Source organism: Streptomyces sp. NPDC002701, from assembly GCF_042889045.1.
Lineage (GTDB): Bacteria > Actinomycetota > Actinomycetes > Streptomycetales > Streptomycetaceae > Streptomyces.
In genome coordinates this window covers 7,537-23,567 of record NZ_JBIAQL010000030.1, presented here as the reverse complement: position 1 = coordinate 23,567, position 16,031 = coordinate 7,537, and the positions used below count along the sequence as shown (strand labels likewise).

The window sequence follows — 16,031 nt, the reverse complement described above, 5'->3', positions numbered from 1 at the left end:
GCATCGGACAGGCCAGGCTCGTGTCGGCGGGGCAGTAGGCGATGTAGTAGGAGATCTCCTCGGGCCTGCTGACGCTGTGGCGGGCGAGAACCCAGTGCCGGCGGTCATCACGGTGCCAGGGCCGCACTTCGACGCGGGCCCAGTCGTAGATCCGGCGGCCGTGGGCTCCCGCGCCGCCGGAGCGGCGTTTCCACTTCTGTCGTGGCGGGCCGGGGAACAGGTCGTGGACGGGGTGGTCGAGTGCCCAGCGGGTGACGACGGTGTCGTGCCGGGTGGTGGCCATGACGTGGAAGATGTCTGCCTGTTCCAGTTCGAACCGCCAGCCCTTGCTGTAGCCGTAGGCGGCGTCCGCCGTCACCCATCCGAACGGGACCCGGTCGACGATGGCCTTGCGGGCCGTCGCCTTGGCCATGGCCACCTTCGTGGCGAAGGCGACACTGTCGTCGATGCCCGCCCGACGGCAGCGGTCCCGGTCATCCGTCCAGGACGTGGGCAGATACAACCGCCGGTCGATCAGGGTGCGTCCGCGGCTGGTGGCGTAGGCGAGGAACACCCCGATTTGGCTGTTCTCGGAGCGTCCGGCGGTGCCGGAGTACTGCCTTTGCACGCCGGCCGAGCGGATGCCCTTCTTAAGGAAGCCGGTGTCATCGACGATCAGGACGGCATCCCGGTCTCCGAGATGGCGTTCCCCGGCCTGATCGTGCAGATGTCTCAGCTGGTCGGGGCCGGGGGGCCGGGTGTCAGCCGTGCAGCCCCGCCTCCTGTGCCAGCACCGCCGCCTGGACGCGGTTGGTGCAGCCGGTGCGTGTGAGGATGCTGCTGATGTGGGCCTTGACCGTGCCGGAGCTGAGGTGGAGCTGTGCTGCGATCTCGGCATTGGAGAGGCCGGTGCCCAGTAGCCGGAGTATGTCCCGTTCGGCCGGTGTCAGGTCCGCGATCCGACGTGACGCGGCGTCGCTGCCGTGGCCCGACCGGGTCCGGAAGTCGATGAGTTGGCGGGTGACCTGCGGGGCGAGGACCGGTTCTCCTGCGGCGGCGCGGCGTACGGCGGCGATGAGGTCGCGGGGTCCGGTGTCCTTGAGGAGGTAGCCCACGGCTCCGGCGCGCAGGGCGCGGGTGACGCTCGGTTCTTCGCCGAAGGCCGTCAGCATGACCACTCGGGTGCGGGGCGAGTGGCGGGAGATCTCGGCGGCGCCGGAGATGCCGTCGCCGGGCATTCGGATGTCGAGGAGCGCGACGTCGACGGGGTGGGCTCGGCAGGCTTCGACGGCCTCGCGGGCGTTTTGCGCCTCGGCCACGATACGCACCTCGTCGTCGTTCTCCAGGATCAGCCGGATCCCGGTGCGCATGAGCGCCTCGTCGTCGGCGATCAGGACTCGGATCATCGGCTCAGTGTAGGACTGCCATGATCAGTAGGGCGAGGGTGCCGCCAACTGTCGGGAGCAACACCAGCATCGCCGCGCAGCCCCCGCCCAGGAGGCGGGGCCAGGTGAGGACCTCCGTGGACAGCGGGGGCCGGGAGCCCGCCCCGTCGGACACCGGCTCGGACGAAGTGGCGTACACGGGCGGCACATCGGGCCGGGCGGGTATACGGGCGGAGAGGACGAAGCCGCCCTCCGGACGCGGTCCGGCGTTGAGGGCGCCACCGAGCAGGGTGATCCTCTCCTGGAGCCCGACGAGCCCGCTCCGGTTCCCGTCCCCGGGCGAACGGACCACCGGCGGTGCGTCGTTGACGACGGTGACCACCACCGTGTCCCCCTCGTCGTGGAAGGTCACGCGGACAGGCGCTCCGGGCGCGTGCTTCAGGGCGTTGGCGAGCCCTTCGCGGGTGACACGGTGGACGGCCTGCCGCGTGCGGGCGTCCGCGTCCGCCGGCCCGGTCGCGTGCCAGTGCAGTTCGGCGTCGGCCCCCGCGCTTCGGGAGTCCGCCACGAGGGCCGAGAGATCCTCGCGAGTCCCGCGCTCGGCGGTCTCCTTGTCCGACTGGTGGCGGAGGACGCCGAGGATGCCGCGCAGCTCTTCCATGGCCGTTCCGGCGGTGGTGTGCAGGAGTTCGGCCCGGGCGGCCAGCGGGGGCGCCTGTCGTTCGGCAGCGAGCTGGAGGGCTCCGGCATGCATCGAGATGAGGCCGATGCGGTGGCCGAGCAGATCGTGCATCTCCGCGGCGATGCGCGCCCGTTCCTCCATACGGGCCGCCTCGTCGGTGAGGAAGCGGGCCTGTTCGAGGTAGGCGTTGCGTTCCCGCAGCAGACCGGTCAGCGGACGGCGACGCCCCAGCATCAGGCCGGACAGCGCGGGCAGGACGATGAACAGCGTGCTTATGCCGGCGCCGGCGGCCAGGTACGGCATCTTCGGGAGTCCGCTGAGGGATTGGGCGGCGATCGACGCGAGCACGGAGCCGGCAGTGCTCGCCCCGATCACCCTCCAGGCGCGCCGTGCGGGGGCGATGCGGCGTGTAGCGGACCACACGACGCATGGCACCACCACCGTCGCACACATGTTGTTCCCGGCGATCAAGGGCACGCAGCCCAGGACCGCCAGGGCCGGGTACATACGTCGTGCGGGCACGAGCAGCGCCGCCCACACCCCCAGGAGAGCAGCGGTGACCGGGTGGGCCGGCGGTACCAGCGGAAACGGCGCCAGCGTGCACAGCAGGACCAGGCCGGCGAGTACGGACTCGGCGACGACTGTGCGCCGGGGCGCGACGTGCACCGCGTCCTGGATCGCGGTGGCCTCGCGGCGCATCCACCTCCATGGTCGCACTGCCGGGATCATGGTTTTCCTCCGTATGGGTGCTGTTCTCAACGGCTGTTCTCGTCATGCGCGTGGGAGAACTGCTGCGGGCTCAGGCGGTTCGTGCCGTTCCTCCGGGGACCTGGAGCTCGGGCTCCGCCCGCAGGCCGGCGACGTCCACCCCGCTCTCGGTCAGTACCCGCTCGATCTCCGCCGCGGACTCCGCATCCGTCCCGCTCTTGTCCAGCAGGGCGGCCAGCAGGTGGGTCGTGCCGACCGTGGGCGAGTTCTGGGCGGAAGCGGTGAACTGTGCGACATGCAGGAGCCGTTGTCCGAAGTCGGCGGCGCCGGGGGCCTCCGGGGGCTCCCCCTCCGCGACCCCGGTAGAGGGAAACAGTGCTCGGGCGACAGCATCCTGCCGGGCGCCGTGTCGGCGCAGCAGTTCCGCCCCCTGGTTCGCCCCTGTCAGTTCATCGGGCAGCTCACGTCCCGCGACGGTCAACGACCGGTCCAGCGTCAGGATTCCCAGCAGTGTATCGACGGGCTCCTGCTCCGGCGCCCCGCGCCGCACCGCCCCCCGTAGCGCCTCCGCGCGCACCGCGCTCACGACCGAGGAACCGAACCCCGCGCCGCCCCCGAAGATCCAGGCGGTGAACTTGCGGGTCAGCGGATTTCCGCTCTTCCCGAACGTCCCCGACTTGCGCAGCATCACCACCGAAGCGGGCTCCGGCGTGCTGTCGCTCCCGCGCAGGGCGTCGAGCGCGGCAGAGGCGGCGGAGACGTCCAGCTTTTCCACCACCATGGCCTCGCGAGCACGCGAATCGGGCAGCTTGACCAGTGCGTGCGCCACATGGCGGACGCGCACCGCAAGGGTGCCCTCCTCCCGTGCGGTCTCCAGCGCCTTGCGCAGGCAGCTCCGCAACGCACCGGTCATCGGCGGGAGTTCAATGCCTTGCTGTTCCTCTTCCTTCTTCTTCCGGTTCTTCCAGCGCAGCCTCTTAGCCTGCTCCTGCCGGACCTCCCGCCAGAATGCGTCGATCTCCCGCTCGTCGTCCGGGGCTTCCGCCGCACCGTCACCCGCGTCGTCACTGACCCACACGGAGGTCCCCCGGCACCTGATCGACCCGCCGAGCGAGCCGGCGGCCTTTATCCCGGGGGCGATCGCGGAGCCTGCGGCCGAGTCGCCCGACACCAGCGCGCTCAGCACGCTTTCCGTACCGACGTCCTCGCGTTCCTCCTTGGCCACCTGGCTCATCGTCGCCAGCAGCAGCTCGACGACGTCTCGCTCGAACTCGGTGGTCGCGCCGGCGTTGCGGTCGGAAGTTCGCTGGTCCATCGGGCCTTCCTCTCCCTGGTGTTACTTGGTGAGAAGGACGCTAGCCCGCGTACTCCCGGCTCTGCGACGGCCGACCGGCCATGCTTCCGGTCCGATCGGCCGGGTCCTCTCGTCCGGACGGACGAGGCCCTGCGGACCCGACAGGGCACCTCGGGCGGTTGTTTCAGGACATCTGCCAAAGACTGCGCCGGCACCGGGAACGCGCCTGTGACCAGGCATGTATGTCTGCGCAAAGTCAGTCAGGCGGTGCCGCCCCGAGGCTGCTATGTCGTGTCAAGCCGTGACCGATCCCGGCGGCCAACTGCTGTGGCTCTCGCCCGCCCTGCCGGGCCGTACCCATGACCTGACTGCAGCCCGCACCCACCGGATCATCCGGATCTGCGAGCGCCAGGGCGTTCCCATCCTGGCCGATCCTGCATACCAGGGCGCCGGCACGTGGCTGATCACCGGCATCAAACGCAGACCCCTGCAGGGACTCACCCCAACCGAGAGGACTCTCAATCAGGCACTGGCCGCAGCGCGAGCACCCGTCGAACGCGGCGTCGCGCGGCTGAAGTCCTGGCGGATCTTCCGCAAAGCCCGATGCAGCCCGAATCGAATGACGTCATCCATGAAGGGGCGGGGCCGGTCAAGTGCGGTGCTTGTCCGGGTTCTTCCTGCTGCTCGTTGGGATGAGGGTGTGCTCGGCCGGGGGACGGGCTGTTCCCGTTCCCCGGCATGCGCTGTGGGCCCGCCCGCGGGCGGGCTGTTGTCGGGGTGTGCTCTTCACCAGTGTGATGCCAAGGTGGCGGCGCTCCGGCTGCCGGTCATCCATCTGCCGCGCCGGCGTCACGCATGGTGCGTGGGGCGGCATGGTGTGGTTCGGCACACGGCCGGCGGGATCAATCAATCGCGCGGCCTCGCCGCGGTGCGGGGGCCAGACGTCATAGCGATCGCGCGCCAGTCGTGGGTCCGGATGCTGCTCACACCGGGTCCCGGCGGGTCAGGCAGCGGACCTGGCCGTCGCGCAGCCCGTAGTAGACCAGGGTGAGCAGCTTGCATGCCGCGGCGGCCTTGGCGATATTGCGTGCCCCGGCGCCGCGGCGGGACTCGATGCGGTCCTTGTGGGCGCGCATCGGGGTGCCCTCGGGGGCGTGCTGGACGGCCTCGACGGCCGCCCAGCGCACCAGCTTGGAGCCCTGCTTGGTCAGATGCCCGCGTCGGACCACCGTGTCCGATTCCCGGTGGCGCGGGGTGAGCCCGGCCCATGAGCACAGATGCTGCGGGTCGGGGAAACGGGTAACGTCGGCGATCTCGACGGTGAAGACCGCGGCCAGGACCGGACCGATACCGCCGATCTTCTGGATCGCGCGGTAGCCGGTGTCGCTGCCCAGACGGGCGGCGATCTCCTTGTCCAGCATCCCGATCTGCCGGTCGAGTTCGTGCATCACCGCGCACAGCGCGCGCACCCGGGCCGCATACCCGGCGGGCAGCGGCAGCTCGTCGAGGAATGCGGTGCCTGTAGTGCCGAACAGGTCACTCATCGGCACCGCGATGCCCAGCTTACCCATCACGCCGTGAGCCTGGTTGCGGCAGTTGGTCCGCAGACTGACCAGCTTGTGCCGGCCGCGCACCAGCTCCCGCAGTTCGCGGGTCTCGGGCGGGGCCAGCCAGGCTTCCGGCAGCCGTCCCAGCCGCAGCAGGTCGGCCAGGTCGGCGGCGTCCCTCTCGTCGTTCCTCACCCGCCGGTAGCTGAACGCCTTCACCCCCAGCGGATGGGCTAGGTGCACCTCGGCCCCGGCCTCGGCCAGAGCGTCGGCGGCCCAGTACCAACCGAGCGTGGCCTCCAGTACCACCTTCGGCTGCGGCCCGGCCTTGGCGATCTCCCGCTTGAGCCGGGCCGGATCGTTGTTGAAGCGGACCATCTTGCCCAGCCGCTGCCCGTCCGCCGCCATCCGCACCAGGACCGAGCGGCGCCGGTGCAGGTCCATTCCCACCCACTGCACACCGTCGTACGGTGAACTCATCGAGGGCCTCCTCGAGTTCGGACTTTCTGCCTGAGCCGAGCATCCTGCGCACCCGGCGGGAGCGGGAGGCCCCGCCCCTTCATCGCATCAATCGACAAGGCCATCGAGGCTCGGTTTCGCGACCACCACGCCTTCGACGTGATCACCAGCATGCCCGGCCTGGGCGTGATCCTCGGCGCCGAGTTCCTCGCCGCCACCGGCGGCGACATGGCGGCCTTCGGCACTGCTGACCGTCTCGCCGGCTTCGGCGGCGTCGCCCCAGTGCCCCGCGATCCCGGGAAGATCAGCGACAACCTGCGGCGCCCGCAGCGATACAACCGCCGCCTCCAACGTGTCTTCTCCATCTCGGCGTTGTTCAGCATCCGGCACTGCGAAGAATCGCGTCAGTTCTACGACCGCAAACGGGCCGAGGGCAAGCGCCACACCCAGGCCGTCCTCGCGCTGGCACGCCGCCGCGTGAACGTCCTCTGGGCCCTTCTCCGCGATGGACGGTGCTACGAGCTCACGCCGCCCGGTGCCCTCGCCGCTTGACAGACCGCATTAGGAATCACTGTCGGAGAAGAGCCCTCGATGGAACCGTATGACGCCTTATCCCGGCCTGACCCGTACTCTGCCTCCCGTGATGCCTTCGAACGCCTCATCTCGACGGAGCTCGTCAGCATCTGAAGAAACCGCGCCGGAGTAATTCTCGCAGAGAATTATGCTGTGATTCTTGGACTTGGCGCTCTTATGGGAGCTTCAGCGTCGCTCAGTGCAGTCCTCTAGTTTGAGGTCATGATGGAAAGATCTGATCACGTGTCCCGGGATGTACCTTTCTCGTATGAGCTGGCCTCTTGGCGGATGGACTGGACTTGCGGTTCCGCGTTCGACCCACGTCTGATCCGCTCGTTCAACGGTCATGACGCCCCCGTGGTCGCAGTGGAGACGGCGGTCCTCGACGGGCGTCCGCTTGTCGTTTCGGCGAGCCGCGACGCGATGGTGTGTGTCTGGGACCTGGCAACAGGAAGACGGCTGCATACGCTGGCAGCAGCCCCTCCCGATCCCACGTCGTCGTTGTCACCCGAGTTGGTTTCCATGGCCACGGTGGTGGTGGACGGGCGCCCCCTGATCCTCACGTGTCACAGTGATGGCACCGCGAGGTTGTGGGACCCGGCGTCGGGGCGCTCTGCGGGCGAGCTGGCGCTGGGGGTGGGGCGGGTAGTTCTGGACGGCCGCCACGTGGTGCTGGCCGTTCGGGCGGATCGGACGCTGACCGTATGGGACCAGACGACCGGCAGTCGGCTCGGCGTGTTCCCCGGGATGGTGGACATAGGGGTGCTGGATGGACGCGAGGTCGTTGTGACGTGCCCGCCGAACCACCCCGCGCGGGTGTGGGATCTGGCCACCGGCCGCGAGGTCGGCGAGTGCCTGCTGGCCGAGGGGCCATGGACACTCGGAGGACGGGATATCGCCGTGACCAAGGAGGAGGGCCGGGCAGACCGCGTGTGGGATCTGAACCGCCACGTGTTTCTGGCAGCTGACCTGCGGGAGTTGCTGGCGGACGCCGACTACGAACACGCGGTGTCAGCCCTGGCGGCCGCCGACACCGTGTCAACCATGACGGTCGTCGACGGCCGGGTCGTGGTCCTCGACACCCACTACGAGAGCCCACCGGAACTCGTGGGCGACCTCGTCCCCGTCTTCTTTCCCTATGGTCCCTCCCCGACACTGACCCTGGAAGAGCGCAGTGTCGCGCTCGCCGTAGGTGTGGACGACACACTGCGCTTCTGGAACCTGCCGACGAGCCCCAAGGACTTCACGGGCCCTGACGGTACGCGGACCATTCGCAGCATCCCCGTGGAAGCAACCGCGGGCAAGGAGCTGATCAAGGGCGGTCCAGGAGACCACGTCGACCTGTTGAGCCTGCTCTCCGACCGGACGAACAGCCGGCTCGCCGCCCTGTCCGCCTGGGAAATCCAGGTGAGGGACGCTTCCCGGAGCCTGCTGTTGGGGGACACACCCGTCTCCCTCGTCCCCGGTCCGGACGGCACCATCACACCTCGGCACACGCTCGATTCGTCGCCCGCAGGAAATGTGCTAGCCGGTCACACCGATCGGGTGTGGGCCATCAACAGCGTCCCTGTCGGGACACGCACCCTGGCGGTCACGACATCCCGCGACCGCACTGTACGGGTCTGGGATCTCGCCACCGGCGAACAGGAGGGTGAGCCCCTCACCGGGCATACCGGCCAGGTGTGGGACGTCGCCACCACCGTGATGGATGGACATGGCATCGCAATCACCGCAGGCGAGGACCACACGGTGCGCACCTGGGACATCACCGCTGCCCGAGAGACCGGCGCCCGGCTGCGTGCCGGACACACCAAATCCGTCCTGGCGGTCGCCACAGTGGTCGTTGACGGTGCCCCGGTGGTCGTCACCGCAGGCGCCGACCAGACCGTGCGCACCTGGGACCTCACCACCGGCTCGCGAACCTCCGACGTTTTGAGCGTAGAGGTGTCCGCCATGACGACGGCAATGGTGGGCGGGCACCCGGTCGTCGTCACCGCCACTCCCGACGCCACCCTGCACATGGTGGAACTCGGCACCGGCCGAACCGTCCACCGTCCATTCCCCAGCGGCCACGGCAGAGTCCTGGCCATCGCCACAGCGACCCTGGACGGCCTGCCCGTCGCCCTCACCGCAGGCAGCGATCGCGTCGTGGGTGTCTGGGACCTCAGCACAGGGCAGCCCTTGGTCGCGCCCCTCACCGGCCACTCCAGCCGCACCACCGCCGTCGCCACCGCGGTTCTCAACGGACGGCCCGTGGCGGTGACGGGCAGCTGGGACAAGACGGTGCGACTGTGGGACCTCGCCACGGGCCGACAGCTCGGCGAACCCCTGACCGGGCACACCGACTGGGTGACCGCCGTGGCCACCGCCACCCTGAGCGGAACTCCCATCGCGATCAGCAAGAGCCGGGACCGGACGATACGCCTGTGGAACCTGTCCACGGGGGAACAGATCCGCGACGCCGAGGTCGACGAGTCAGGCTCCGGCAGCACGCTGGGGGTCTCAGCGATGGCCGACGGACGGCTCGTCGCGGCCTTCGGCGATGACCACACTGTGCGGTTCCGCGATCTCACCGCAGGGTGCCCAGCCGGTACCGACCACCTGCTCCCCTTCCCCGTGCACTCACTCGCGGCGGCACCGGGCGGGCGCTTCGCGGTCGGGTTCGGTTGCGAGGTCGGGGTGCTGTCGAGGGCATCCTGACAAGGCGGGATCCTCGCCAGGATAGCGATGGTCTTCACCGAGCAGCAGGCACCGCTCCCACACGGTCGTCGGCAGGACGGGCCCAGGAGACGAGGGAGCGGAACTGACCGTCGTCATCGCCCTGCATCGAATAGTGCGTTTGCGGCCACCGTCACCGAGTGGATTCCAATTCGTCCCGCATGCGTTGGACGACGCTCATGGGGCTGTCCTGTCCGGGGCAGATTTCACCTTGGTTCTCTGGTCAGAGCAGACCCGGCGGCCCTCCCGCGACAGGGCCGGAGTGCGGGAGCGATCGGTATCTGTGGGCAACGGCATGTGGCGTGTCCAGGACGCCGGGAGCAGTGGTGCGGATCCGTCGGAGCAGCCGCTCTCACCCGCCGAATGAATGCAGAGCAGTCAGAGCCGTTTTTCTGGTGAAGAGGCAGTGTTCCGACCTTGCACTATTCAGTGCGGCGGGCGCGCTTGGCTCTAGGCTGCGACGATGGAACGCGCAACCGACATACCCGAGAGCTTCGCCGATGCTGCGGGGCCGGCCCGGGTGAACGACTACGACCGTTTCGCCGGGGCGTACGCGGCGGAGAACGAGAACAACCTCGTGAACGCGTACTACGAACGGCCCGCGATGTTAGCCCTCGCCGGAGACGTGGCTGGCCGCCGAGTTCTGGACGCCGGCTGTGGCTCAGGTCCACTGACGGCTGCACTGCGTGACCGCGGCGCGGTCGCCGCTGGGGTCGACGCCAGTGCCGGGATGCTCGCACTGGCCAGGCAGAGGCTCGGTGATGACGTAGCCCTGCACGTGGCTGACCTGGGGGAGCGCCTGCCGTTCAAGGATGGCGCGTTCGACGACGTGGTCGCGTCGCTGGTCCTGCACTACTTGGAGAACTGGGGGCCGACGCTGGGTGAGTTCCGGCGGGTGCTCAGGCCCGGCGGCCGACTGATCGTGTCCGTGGACCATCCGGTCACGGCGTACACGTTCCGGGACCCTCGGCCCGACTACTTCGCGACCACGAGCTACACCTTCGACTGGATGCTCGGCGGGCAGTCCACCCCGATGCGACTGTGGCGAAAGCCGTTGCACGCAATGACCGACGCTTTCACCACCGCGGGCTTTGGTCTGTCCGTCATCAGCGAGCCGCAGCCTGACCCAGCCGCCCGGGCACTGTTCCCCGACGGCTTCGACGACCTTTCGACCAAGCCCTGCTTCCTGTTCTTTGTTGTCGAGGCGCTGCCCTCAGTCACTGGCCCGGAGTAGCGAGTTGAGGCTGCTGGAGACGTCGAGGTCGCCCGGGTGAGATGACATCAAGCGGCTCAAGCAACCTTGCCTGCGCCCGGCCGACCGCGACCACACGGGACCGCACGACCTCACCGCGCTTGAGGCAGTGATGGACGGGCGAGTTCATCGTCGCCACCGGCACGTCGTAAGGGCCCGGGCGCCGGACCGCGCCCCGCTGCACCGCACGCCACTTGCTTGCGCACGGCGCAGCAGCGCGCGCGAGTACGGAAGCCACGCTCGGGATGCCGGCCTGTGCGGGGGTGGCCATGGAGAAGCCTGAGAGGGGCGCGGCCACCAGGACGGCCGCCAGCATCAATCGTCGGATCATGACTGCCCACGGCACCTGCCCGGCACGGGGGTACGGATGCAGAGCGACTGTCACCCGGCGATGTACCGCGCCGGTGTCAGCAAGCGCCTGGTCCACGCTCTCCGCGGGTCAGCGCGGCGCACGTAAAAGGCCGGCGATCCGGCTCATCAGTCCTTCGAATGCCTCCTGCCGGTGGGGCAGGCACTACGCCGGCGTCCGAGGCCGCCGCGTGATCATTGGTTGTCCACAACACTCCATGATCAACGGTGGCCTCGGACGCCATCGAAGCCAGTAGTCGGGCCCCTCGACTCGGTAGCGAACGTCGACGCCGGCAATGAACCGCAGCTCACACACGAGCCGACGGGCGCCGTCCGGCGCCAAGCGGTGCGGCGCCAACAGCAGCTCCAGCTCGTCATAGCGGGCGTCGATCCCGCCGTGGCCCGGATGGCTCTCCTGTCCGACCTCGCCCGCCTCACGGCGCTCATAGAACCTGGCGTAGATCGCCCACTGCTCGCGCTCCAGCTCCGCCACCGCCTCGCTTGCGGGCCAGACCTGGTACTCATCGACTTCATGGCTGTGGTCGTAGACCTGCATCTCGAAGTAGTGAGGCTTCCCGTCGATGTCAGCAAGGCCGGCCCACGGTCCGTCGTACCACTCCAACTCGGCGTACACACGCTCGAAGCCGTCCGCGATCAACTGCTCTTCGCCCCAGATCTCCGCCACGCAGGCAGGCTACCGGCGAGCAGCCTCCGTATCCATGATCACGATCTACGGCTGGAGTGGTCGGCCGTGCGGGGACCCATCTCTCAGTAGGTCCTACTTATCCGGGGCCGCTGAAGAGTGTGACGTCGGTGGGGGAGAGGTCGGGGCGGGCGCGGTGCCAGCTGGCGGGATGGCGCCAGCGGCCGGAGGCGTCGCGGGCGACATCGACTGCGACTTCTACGACCAGTTCGGGTCGGACCAGGGTGAGATTCAGGGTCTCGCGGGTGCCCCACCCTGCGGAGAACGACCAGCCCGACCACGGATGCTGTGCGGGGTCTGCGGGGGTGAGGAGTTCGGCGGTGGTGCGGGGGAGGGTGGTGGTGCGACCGGTGTACTGCAGACGTCCGGTGGTGTCGTATCTGCCGAGCAGGAGCGTGCGCGGCGCCGTGAGCGGGCCGCCGACCGCGCCGACGATGGCCTCGGTCGTCTCCCGCACCTTGTACTTGAGCCAGCCTCTGGCCGAAGCCCGGTACACGCCGTCCAGTCTCTTGAAGACCACGCCCTCCCGCGCCCGTTACTGACGTTGTCGCTGTGATGTCGTCAAGGTGAGGCCGGTTTCGGCGAGGCATCCGTTGATGAGGTTGCTGCGGTACTGGATCTGGCGGAGGCCGTGTCGGAGCGTGCTGATGAGGTGGTCGGGGTCGGTGAAGGCGGTGTTGACCTGGCTGCTGCGCCGCAGCAGGGACCAGATGCCCTCGACCGGGTTGAGGTCCGGTGCGTAGGCCGGGAGGAAGTAGCAGGTGATCCAGTCGTGGGTGTTGATGAACTCCCGCAGTCGGCGGTCCCTGTGGACGTTTAGGTTGTCCCACACGAGCACGATGGGTGCGCCGAGTTGCTGGTGTGCGGCGATGAGCAGGTCGCGGTAGTCGGTCCAGGTGAAGCTGCGTCTGCCGCCGCGTTTGTGATCGGGATGCCGCTTGGGCCGGTAGATCAGCCGTGAGCGTTCGCCGTGTTTGTAGCAGGCCAGAGCGGCGATGGAGAAGCGGCGCTGGGAGCGTCCCCGGACCCGGATGACGGGTGTGCGTCCGCGCCGGGCCCAGGTCCGTGCGGTGGGCGGCGTCATCGAGAAGCCGGCTTCGTCTTCGAAGCACAGCCAGGCGTCGAGCGCCGCCATGGACCTTCCACCTGCGGCCAGGTCTCCTTCACCCAGCCCGCCACGGCCTCCTCGTCGCGCTCGATGGCTCGGCGGGCCGGGACCTGGTGGCTGAAGCCGTGCCGGTGCAGCATCCGCGCGATCGCGAGCGTCATGCTCTTGTGGAACCGGCGCCCGATCAGCGTCTTGATCCGCGTCAGCGTCCACGTCTGGTCCGGCCAGCCATGCGCGACCGGCCCTTTCGCCAGCTCCTGCTCGAGCACGGTGAACAGGGCCTCACTCAGCTTGGGCCGTGAGACGGGCCCGGCAGACCGCAGCCCCTCAGTGCCGGCGTCGTGCCAGGCCCGGCGCCATCGCTGCACCGAGCGCACACTCACCCGTAAGTCCTTGGCGACCTCCGCGTTGGAGGCACCCGCAGCGAATCGCTGCGCGGCCTCCAGCCGGATCCGCTCGCGAAACACCTGCCGTTCAGGCGTCAGCCCACCACCCTGCGGATATCTCACACAACAGGCATACCGCGACAATCACACATCGTCAGCCCTCAACGACACCACGCCGCAAAGGTCAGTAAACCAGTGGCGTCCCCGTCGACGAACCTCATAGTTTGTGCACTCGTGACTGACGCTCCGAAGATGCGCCCGAATCCACACGACCTCGGCCGGGTGTTCAACGAGGTGCCGGAGCTCTACGACCGGGTCCGGCCGGGATACCCCGACGAGCTGTTCGCGGACCTTGTCGCCGTTACCGGCGTGGCCGACAGGTCGTCGGTGCTGGAGGTGGGCTGCGGAACCGGTCAGGCGACGCGCTCGCTGGCAGCACTCGGATGCTCAGTGACCGCCATCGAGCCGGGCGCAGACATGGCCGCACTTGCTCGCCAACGGATGGCCTCCTTCCGTAACGTCGCAGTCGAGACGTCGACGTTCGAGGAGTGGGACGACCGCGGTCGACGCTTCGATGCTCTCGTGGCTGCGTCGTCGTGGCACTGGGTCGACCCGTCGATCGGCTGGCAGCAGACGCACGACGTGCTCCATCCCGGAGGCTGGATGGCGCTGCTCGGCCACGTCGTTGTCCGCCGGCCGGGAGAGCCGGAGGTGTACGCCGAGACCGCCGATCTCCACGAGCAGTTCTGCCCCGGGAACCCCGACTGGGGTCATCCTCCCCTGGGGGAAGACGTGCGCACCACCGACGAGGGCTGGGGCCTGGTCGAAGACGCCGGAGGACTGTTCGGCTCAACGATCGTGCGCTGGTACCCGACCGTTCAGTGGTTCAACGGAGACGGCTTTGCCGATCACCTTCGCTCGTTGTCGCTGTACCGGAGGCTCGACCGCGACGTCCGTGAGCCCCTGCTCGACGCCGTCGCCGAGCGCATCCGCACGCGGATGGGCGACCGAGCATCACGCCGATACCTGAGCGTCCTCCGTGTCGGACAGCGCGCCCAGTGAGCCCAGTGGTGAAGGACCTGCCGATTCAGCAGCAACGGACCCACCGCACTTTCACGCCTGCCTGCCGGAAACGCCGTGGGTTCCCAGTGAAAGCACCTCAGTCACACTGAACCCTCGGCCGACGTGCCGGTAAGAATGCTGTCACCAGCCGCAAACGACGAGGGTCACATCCGGCGACGTGCGGCGGGGTTACATCCGGCGACGTGCCGGGCGACCGAATCGACGCCGGGGCGGGCGTACCGCTCCAGGGAGCGGACGGAAGCGTGGCGGGAGCGGGCCAGCAGCATCGGGGGCCAGGTGCCGTCCCCGGCGTCGTGCGTCAGGGCACTGTGCCGTAGCCGGTGGAGCGTCCACCCGTCCAGGTCCTCGACGTCCTCGGGTGAGGCGAGCGGGCTGGCCAGCAGCCGCGTGTTCTCCTCGAAGATCTCCTCAGCCCGGCGGTAGGAAAGGCGGGCCCGGCCGGTCTCCGGGCACACGTCCAACGTCGGCGTCCCGGCCAGGGCCCTGCGGTCGGTGAGGAACAGTGGGCCGCGGGTACGGCGGCCGATGAGGCGAGGCAGGAGTCGGGCGGTGCCGGACTGCCAGTGAATCCACTCGGTCGCCCCGCCCTTGGCGGTGATCTTCCCGCGTTTGTCCTGCGGGTACAGGTCTTCCACGTTCAGGCACAGCACTTCGTCGGCCCGTGCGGCGGACTCGTAGAGCATCTTCCATTGCGTCTTCTCCCGCAGGGCGACGTCCAGGCGCCACAGCACGGTGATCTGTTTCTCTGTCAGGGCCTTGGTGCGGTCGGGCGGTGCCGGCCGCTGCTCGATGCTGATCGTCGGATCGGCTCCGATCCAGCCCTGGCGCTGCCACCAGCCGATCGCCTCGCGCGCGATGGACAGCTCCCGGTTGACGGCGTCGGCGTCCTTTTCGTCCGCCCTTGCCGCCGCCAGTTCGGCCAGGACCTCGGGCAGCGCCGGGTCGTCGACCGCGGCGACGGGGAAGACGGGCGGCTTCGCGCTTGCTGCCGGTCGCTTCTTCCGGACTCTGACGGTGAGCGTCACCCGGCCGGAGCCCGCACCTGACCGGCGGTCATGGCTTCCCGTTCGTGCGCCGTCGTGTGCTAACCGACTCCGGGCATGCACAGGCGGTAGGGCTCACGGGAGTAGTTGGTGTCGCCGACCTCGATCCAGCCGGAGATGTAGGCGCAGTGGCTGTTGGCGCCGGAGACGTAGATGACCCCCGCGTACTCGGTGAAGGTGCCCGTGTCGTACCAGAAGGTCGACCAGCCCTCGCGCTGAAGGCGGACGTGCATGCTGTGCGATCCGGGCATGCGGTCGAGGGTCCGTGCGCAGAAGGTGCCGGAGCCGGCGCTGTCGTAGTAGACCTCCTGCTCCGCATCCCCGATCCACAAGGGCTGCCGGTAGACCAGGCGGCCCTTGCAGGCGGCCGTGAAGGGGCCCGCGTAGCCGGCCGGGGCACGCTCCGGCTCCGTCGCCGATGCGGTGCCTGCGCCGCCGATGACGGTGCTCGCCACCAGACCGCAGATCGCGGCGGCGGACCAAAGGCGCTTCTTCGTCCTGTCGAGCCTTCTCACCGGAACGTCTCCTCTTCCCCCATGCGGGCGGACCACGGCTACGGACGGAGGCTAGAAGGCCCCCGCGCGGACGTCAACTGTGGTGAAGGCAAAGCGGCGATTGATTAACTTCAGTTGATGAGGCTAGTGTGAGCGGGACGGGGGTGCCGGGGGGGGGGGGGGCGCCCCCCAAAACCCCCCCCCCCCCCCCCCCCCCGGGGTAACAACCGGAGGGGGGGGCGGGGGGGGGGCCCGCCCCCCAAAAAAAA

At 69.0% G+C, this 16,031-nt stretch carries 13 protein-coding genes and 4 pseudogenes; 6 read left to right on the top strand and 11 right to left on the bottom strand.

Annotated elements, in window-relative coordinates; translation table 11 throughout:
* Positions 1-13: 13 nt before the first annotated feature.
* From ACFYXC_RS37815 to ACFYXC_RS37800, 4 genes and pseudogenes are all read right to left on the bottom strand, one after another.
* Positions 14-706, bottom strand: a pseudogene (locus tag ACFYXC_RS37815) (IS701 family transposase); the annotation flags it as partial.
* A gap of 34 nt (positions 707-740) precedes the next feature.
* Positions 741-1,385 (bottom strand): response regulator, encoded by a 645-nt coding sequence (locus tag ACFYXC_RS37810; protein ID WP_389557205.1) that lies wholly within the window; start codon positions 1,383-1,385, stop codon positions 741-743.
* A gap of 4 nt (positions 1,386-1,389) precedes the next feature.
* Positions 1,390-2,745, bottom strand: a complete 1,356-nt coding sequence (locus tag ACFYXC_RS37805) for a sensor histidine kinase (RefSeq protein WP_389557203.1) — start codon at positions 2,743-2,745, stop codon at positions 1,390-1,392.
* 100 nt (positions 2,746-2,845) lie between these two features.
* Positions 2,846-4,069: a Clp protease N-terminal domain-containing protein gene (locus tag ACFYXC_RS37800; RefSeq protein ID WP_389557202.1), complete on the bottom strand. Its 1,224-nt coding sequence runs from the start codon at positions 4,067-4,069 to the stop codon at positions 2,846-2,848.
* Positions 4,070-4,334: 265 nt separating this feature from the next.
* Here ACFYXC_RS37800 and ACFYXC_RS37795 point away from each other — a divergent pair.
* Positions 4,335-4,685, top strand: a pseudogene (locus tag ACFYXC_RS37795) (transposase family protein); the annotation flags it as partial.
* 346 nt (positions 4,686-5,031) lie between these two features.
* Here the strand turns inward: ACFYXC_RS37795 and ACFYXC_RS37790 are convergent.
* Complete coding sequence (locus ACFYXC_RS37790) at positions 5,032-6,075, bottom strand: IS110 family transposase (protein WP_389557200.1); 1,044 nt, start codon at positions 6,073-6,075, stop codon at positions 5,032-5,034.
* Between the two features lie 81 nt (positions 6,076-6,156).
* Here ACFYXC_RS37790 and ACFYXC_RS37785 point away from each other — a divergent pair.
* The 4 genes and pseudogenes from ACFYXC_RS37785 to ACFYXC_RS37770 form a co-directional block, all read left to right on the top strand.
* A pseudogene (locus ACFYXC_RS37785) lies at positions 6,157-6,606 on the top strand (transposase); the annotation flags it as partial.
* A 243-nt stretch (positions 6,607-6,849) separates the two neighbouring features.
* Positions 6,850-7,056 (top strand): annotated as a pseudogene (locus ACFYXC_RS37780) (hypothetical protein); the annotation flags it as partial.
* Positions 7,057-7,149: 93 nt separating this feature from the next.
* A complete protein-coding gene (locus ACFYXC_RS37775) occupies positions 7,150-9,327 on the top strand; it encodes a WD40 repeat domain-containing protein (RefSeq protein ID WP_389557244.1) in 2,178 nt (725 codons plus the stop codon).
* A gap of 481 nt (positions 9,328-9,808) precedes the next feature.
* Positions 9,809-10,579 (top strand): class I SAM-dependent methyltransferase, encoded by a 771-nt coding sequence (locus ACFYXC_RS37770; RefSeq protein WP_389557198.1) that lies wholly within the window; start codon positions 9,809-9,811, stop codon positions 10,577-10,579.
* 532 nt (positions 10,580-11,111) lie between these two features.
* Here the strand turns inward: ACFYXC_RS37770 and ACFYXC_RS37765 are convergent.
* The 4 genes from ACFYXC_RS37765 to ACFYXC_RS37750 all read right to left on the bottom strand — a co-directional run bounded on the left by ACFYXC_RS37765 (position 11,112) and on the right by ACFYXC_RS37750 (position 13,265).
* The gene (locus tag ACFYXC_RS37765; RefSeq protein WP_389557196.1) at positions 11,112-11,630 is read right to left on the bottom strand and encodes a hypothetical protein; all 519 of its coding nucleotides are present in this window, start codon (positions 11,628-11,630) and stop codon (positions 11,112-11,114) included.
* A gap of 97 nt (positions 11,631-11,727) precedes the next feature.
* Positions 11,728-12,168, bottom strand: a complete 441-nt coding sequence (locus ACFYXC_RS37760) for a hypothetical protein (RefSeq protein WP_389557194.1) — start codon at positions 12,166-12,168, stop codon at positions 11,728-11,730.
* Between the two features lie 15 nt (positions 12,169-12,183).
* The gene (locus ACFYXC_RS37755) at positions 12,184-12,732 is read right to left on the bottom strand and encodes a transposase (protein ID WP_389557243.1); all 549 of its coding nucleotides are present in this window, start codon (positions 12,730-12,732) and stop codon (positions 12,184-12,186) included.
* Positions 12,729-13,265, bottom strand: a complete 537-nt coding sequence (locus ACFYXC_RS37750) for a winged helix-turn-helix domain-containing protein (protein WP_389557193.1) — start codon at positions 13,263-13,265, stop codon at positions 12,729-12,731. The genes ACFYXC_RS37755 and ACFYXC_RS37750 overlap by 4 nt, the downstream gene beginning before the upstream one ends.
* Positions 13,266-13,376: 111 nt before the next feature.
* On the opposite strand from ACFYXC_RS37750, the gene ACFYXC_RS37745 reads away from it, so the two are divergent.
* On the top strand, positions 13,377-14,204 hold the full coding sequence (locus tag ACFYXC_RS37745; protein ID WP_389557191.1) for a class I SAM-dependent methyltransferase: 828 nt from the start codon (positions 13,377-13,379) through the stop codon (positions 14,202-14,204).
* 164 nt (positions 14,205-14,368) lie between these two features.
* Here the strand turns inward: ACFYXC_RS37745 and ACFYXC_RS37740 are convergent, their stop codons facing one another.
* Both ACFYXC_RS37740 and ACFYXC_RS37735 read right to left on the bottom strand, forming a co-directional pair.
* Positions 14,369-15,250 carry a tyrosine-type recombinase/integrase gene (locus ACFYXC_RS37740; RefSeq protein WP_389557190.1) on the bottom strand — a complete coding sequence of 294 codons (882 nt, stop codon included), beginning with the start codon at positions 15,248-15,250 and terminating at the stop codon, positions 14,369-14,371.
* A 59-nt stretch (positions 15,251-15,309) separates the two neighbouring features.
* Positions 15,310-15,783: a hypothetical protein gene (locus tag ACFYXC_RS37735; protein WP_389557189.1), complete on the bottom strand. Its 474-nt coding sequence runs from the start codon at positions 15,781-15,783 to the stop codon at positions 15,310-15,312.
* Positions 15,784-16,031: the final 248 nt, after the last annotated feature.